The sequence below is a fragment of the bacterium genome (genome assembly GCA_035529855.1).
In the GTDB taxonomy this organism is placed as follows: Bacteria; RBG-13-66-14; B26-G2; order WVWN01; family WVWN01; genus WVWN01.
This window is the reverse complement of the sequence record DATKVX010000131.1, coordinates 1-5058: the sequence shown is the minus strand read 5'-3', so window position 1 is coordinate 5058 and position 5058 is coordinate 1. Positions and strand designations below refer to the sequence as shown.

Here is a 5058-nt window from a genome sequence, read left to right as displayed (position 1 = left end):
TCCCGAAACGCGGCGTAGGCCGCGGCGTCGTCGAACTCGGCCAAGGTGAGGATAAGCTCGGGGTCGGTGGAGGGGCTGGCGACGGAGCGCGACGCGGAGAGGACGCGGGCGTCGCGGCAGCCCTCCAGGCGGCGCTTGGCGGCGGCCTGCTCGTCCAGGATGGTGAGCGCCTGCGCCTCCTTGCCGGGGATTACTTTATATAGAGCGAATTCAACGAGCATCTCGGCCTCCTTTTGCCGTTCGCTTTCTCCTTATAATAAACCTCGGCGGGTTACGAAGCAAGGCTAAATTTTACCCGCCCCAATTGAATCACGCGACCCGCACGCGAACCCCGCCTGTCCCAAAGGCGGGGTTTTTTATTCGCGATATATTACGAGGTTAATCGCCGACCAGCTTCTTGTAGCCCTCGGCGCCGTCGCGTTGTTCCTCGTAGAGTATGACCTTGAACGGCAGCTGGGCGTACGGGCCGCCCCGCACCTCCATGTCTATGCGGCTCGCGTCGCCCGAAATCAGGCAACGCGCCCGGGTGTCCGCCGCGCTCCCCGCGAAAGCCGCGATCGCGACCTTGCTCGTCTTCCCGTCGCGCCTGTATACCGGGCGGAAGAGGCGCAGCGCGCCGTCCGCGTCGAACCACGCCTTCCAAACGGTGTGCTCGCCGCCGTGGCCTTGAGCCAGCGCCTCGACCGCGGCGATCGTGCCGCCCGGGCGGAAGTGCACGCGGTAGTACGGCTCGGCGTCGGTCCGGCTTGCCGTAATTTCGTCGTCCGCGGCGACGGCGGGCCGCGACCAGACCGATACGCCGTCGGCCGCGCCCAGGTCATAAAATTCGGGCGGGAGCTGGACCTTGGGGACTTTGGCCGACGACAACGTACGGTAGTACTTGACCTCCAGGCCGGCGAGGGAAGTGACGGGCCAGCAACCGTCGTACGTGCCCTTGAGCTTCGCCGCGGCCCCCTTGAACCGGGCCATGTCCTCCTGTTCCTTGGTCGTGAACGTCATCGCCGCGGCGATGTGCTCGCTCGAGCCGTGGATGGGGCCGTACCAGTCGGTGGCGAGGTAGTGGTTCATCAGCCAATCCGAATCGAAGACCTGTCCCTGGCGGGCGTACGGCTCCTTCGCGAGCAGCGTCAGCTCGAACCAGTTGAGCTCGCCCAGCTCCGCCGGGGTATAGTCGTGCGCCGGCTGGTAGAGGTGGAGCGCGGCGGCGGCGGCGACCATAAATAAGGTTATGAGTACGGACAACGTAGCCTTCATAAGAACTCCTTTCGGGGCATTATACGTTTAAACGTTACCGAAATAAACCCCTCGCGAAACGGGCGGCTTCACATTTTCCTTGACGCGCGGCCGGGGATGGTATAGAGATGGAGAGGAGGAGGTAAGGCGATGAGACGGATTTTAATAATAACGGGAATCGTGGGTGCTTTGTTGTCGGCGGGGGCGCTTTGCGGCGGCGTAATACTAGCGGCTAAGCTGGGGTTATATCCCGGTTTCGCTGAGCGGGTATCGAATATTATACCCGCACGCTCCGGGAACGAGGCGCCGGCGGCCGGAGGCGACGGTACGGCCGCGTGGGAGATAGAGACCGTCGACCCTGACGCCGACGGGTGCGACGGTGATTGTTCTCTCGCGCTCGACAGTCGGGGCTGGCCGCACATTGCTTACTGGACATACGGAGAAGCACCGTACGTCGCTTATTACGAGGACGGTCCGAGATTCGAATACCCCTCCTTCTACCGGGTGAAGGTGGCGCGCCGTTCGGAAATGGGGTGGCGGGTGGCGCCGCTCGCGCGATTGGTGAGGGAACATAAGTATTTACCAGCCGGGCCTACGGCCCTCGCCTTCGACGCCGAAGGACGCACCCATATCCTGTTCGAGGAGTTCGTTGGGTACGTAGAGATAAAAAAGCGCGCTTGGTCGCGCAATGCCGCGTGGGAGGCCTCCCCGGAAGAACGGATTCCTCAATTCCCGAAAGCCGATCACGCACCGGAGATATACAAATGGGAACCCGGCGCGCCGTTGCCGCTACCCCGCTTGTCGAGGTTGCTCGCGAAACCCGAAGGCGGCGCGGAGGTTATTTTTGAATCTTCCCCGGCCGACGGAACAGAGATAGAAGTGATCGACGCCGTATCGCTACGTAGGACCGACGACTGCCCGATCTACGGCGGCGAGGTTTACGAAACTTGGTATAAAGGCTGCGTTGGAGATTCGGTCGGGTGGGATAGGGCGTGGCTCGGACGGCGCGACTTCCTCGTGGAATTTACCGAAGCCTACGTACCGTTGAGAGAAGGCCCCTCGCCTGTAGCGCCGGCGATAACGCCGGAAGAATATACGAACGAACAATTTAACGATACCGGCCTTAAACCCGCCGTCCCGGCGGGTACGTGGCTTCCCCTAAACGCCGCGTTGAAGGGTTGGTACTGCGTAGGGCACCACGGCGCCGGCGGGTGGTTACCTTCCGCCGCGGGGGGCGTAAGGCTTTACCGTCGGCTTTTCGGATGGGTTTCCGGCGTGGTGCTAGGTAGTTTTAGTTTATTTTTCCCTCTCGAGGGCGATGTGACCACGCTAGTGTTAGAAAATGAAGAGTTCCTCCGTGATTCCCGTTTGAGCCGGGAAGACCCGGTCGTGACGATTACTACGGCCGAGGGCGGAGTTGCTTGCTTCCCTACGTACGCCGGGTCGCGCGGAGCACACGAGGGGTGGACCGATTTCCTAACTGTCCGATTGCCCCGTCCGGTTAAGCGCGACGATATTACGACGATAACCTTCGAGACCGGCGTCCCGGCGCGCCGCTTCAGCATCACCGTCGACCCCCGCCCGGCCTGGGCCGAGTACGACGCGGAGCGGTAAAATAAAAAACCCCGCCTCGTCGAGGCGGGTTTCGTATTCCCCGAAGATAGAATCCCCCTAGTACTCCTCCACCTCTTCGCGGGTGGCGCGGCGGCTTACCTCCAGGCGGTCGACGACCGCGGCGCCGACGCTGTCGCCCCACACGTTAACCGTCGTGCGGCAGCGGTCCAGGAACCAGTCGATGGCGAGGATGGCGCCGATGCCCTCCACCGGCAGGCCCACCGACGTCAGCACGATGACCATCGTTACCAGGCCGGCCTCGGGGATGGCCGCGGCCCCCACCGCCGCCAGCGTCGCCGTGAAGAAGATGACGAGCTGCTGCGCCGGCCCGAGGTGGATGCCGTACGCCTGGGCGATGAAGAGCGCCGCCACCGCCTCGTAGAGCGCCGTCCCGTCCATGTTGACCGTCGCGCCCAGCGGCAGGACGAACGACGCCGCCTCGTTGGAGACCTTGTTGCGCCGCTCGACGGCGCGGAGCGTCATCGGCAGCGTCGCGATGGAGGAGGCGGTGGAGAAAGCGGTGGCGAAGGGCGTGAGCAGGTTGAACGCGTACTTGAACGGGTTGCGCCTCGCCAGCAGGAGCAGCAGCAGCGGCAGGACGACGAAGGCGTGGAGCGCGAGGCCCGCGAGGACCGTGAACGCGTACTTGCCCAGCTTGAACAGCTCGCCCCAGAACGCCTCGCCTCCCCCCGCGGCGCCCAGCTTCGTCGAGACCAGCGCGAAGACGCCCACCGGCGCGAACATCATCACCAGGTAGACGAGCTTCATGACTGCTTCGTTGACGCCGGCGAAGAACTTTATGACCGGTTGGCCCTTCTCGCCCAGCGTCGTCAGGATGCCGCCGAAGACGAGCGCCACGACGATGAGGGGAAGGACGTTGGTCTCGGCCGCGGCCTCGAAGACGTTCTCCGGTATCATGTTGACGATGACGTCGACGACGGTGTACGTCTTCTCCCCCACCATCGACGGCAGCTCCTGCGCCACGGGCGTCACGCCGGCGCCCGGTTTAATCAGGTTGGCGAGGAAGATGCCGATAGCGACGGCGATGCCGGTGGTTACGAAGTAGTAGCCGACGGTCGCGAGGCCGGTCCGGCCCAGCCGCCGGATGTCCCCCAGCGACGCCACCCCCGTGATCATCGACGCCACCACCAGCGGGATTATCATCATCTTGAGGGAGTTGAGGAAGAGGTCGCCCAGGAACTTGACGGCGAGCATCTTCTCGCCGAAGGCCCAACCGCAGACGCCGCCGGCGAGCATGCCGACCATGATGAGCAGCAGGATGATGTGGTGGCCTTTGAGTTTCATATGACGAAAAGGCGGTCGAAAATCGGGAGGCCGCAGGTTCGATTATTAACAGATTGGGGCCGATGCGTCAAGCTTCGTATCGCGGGCGAAAGAGCGAGGGTATTATTCTCGGAGCAGGGGGACGTTCGTAAATAACCCCTCTGTAGTGATGATATAAAAACCCCGCCTATCAGGCGGGGGTTTTGTTGTGCGTTTCAACCTAGGGGCCGCGCGCGGCGCGCGGCCTTCTTCGGTCCGCTACAATAGGCCCTTCAGCAGCTCGCCGTAGTACGCCGCGATGCCGAACCATATCGCCGACGACTTGTCGCGGTCGTTGCGGTTAATGGGGTAGCCTATTTCGGTGGTGAAGCCGATGTCCTTGAAGTTGAAGTCGACGCCGATGAAGAGGTTGTCCTGATAAAGTTCCTGCTTCCCGACGTCCTTGAAGTCGATGCGGCCCGCGAACACGTCGTCCATTAGCGTCATCTGCGGGCCGTAGAACCCTTCGTAGCCGATGTAGGCCTCGGCGATGCGGCTGATGGGCACGCCGCCCACGAGCGAGAGCTTGGGCGCGATGCGCTGGGTGTCGAAGATGTAGTGGAGGAAGAGGATGGGGGCGAAGTCCATACCCTTATCCCGATACTCCGGGACGACGTGCGCCCACCACTTGGCGTGGATGCCGACCGAGTACAGGTTGCCCTGGAGGCCGATGTCGAAGCGTTCGGCGGCGCCGTACGTGACCATCGCGTTGGCGAAGGCGTCGCCGAAGCCGGGCGTCACCTCTTTTCCGCCCGGGCCCAGGACCTTGGCGTTATCTTTTTCGCGGTCGTGGGATTTGACGTAGGCCGGCAGCTCGCCGGCGAGGCGGAGGCGGATCTTGCCGGTGCCGACGGCGCGCGGGCTCATAAAGGTCCCGTACCAGCAGCC

5 protein-coding genes are annotated in these 5058 nt (G+C 63.2%); 1 reads left to right on the top strand and 4 read right to left on the bottom strand.

The window, feature by feature from the left end; genetic code table 11:
* A partial coding sequence (locus VMX79_12865; protein ID HUV87988.1) for an antibiotic biosynthesis monooxygenase occupies positions 1 to 221 on the bottom strand: 221 nt, incomplete at its 3' end.
* A gap of 157 nt (positions 222 to 378) precedes the next feature.
* On the bottom strand, positions 379 to 1254 hold the full coding sequence (locus tag VMX79_12860) for a hypothetical protein (GenBank protein HUV87987.1): 876 nt from the start codon (positions 1252 to 1254) through the stop codon (positions 379 to 381).
* Between the two features lie 129 nt (positions 1255 to 1383).
* Here VMX79_12860 and VMX79_12855 point away from each other — a divergent pair, with 129 nt between their 5' ends.
* Positions 1384 to 2847: a hypothetical protein gene (locus VMX79_12855; GenBank protein ID HUV87986.1), complete on the top strand. Its 1464-nt coding sequence runs from the start codon at positions 1384 to 1386 to the stop codon at positions 2845 to 2847.
* Positions 2848 to 2904: 57 nt separating this feature from the next.
* Here VMX79_12855 and VMX79_12850 read toward each other — a convergent pair whose 3' ends face one another.
* Positions 2905 to 4152 (bottom strand): dicarboxylate/amino acid:cation symporter, encoded by a 1248-nt coding sequence (locus VMX79_12850; GenBank protein HUV87985.1) that lies wholly within the window; start codon positions 4150 to 4152, stop codon positions 2905 to 2907.
* 237 nt (positions 4153 to 4389) lie between these two features.
* Positions 4390 to 5058: hypothetical protein (locus VMX79_12845; GenBank protein ID HUV87984.1), on the bottom strand; the 669-nt coding region annotated here is incomplete at its 5' end.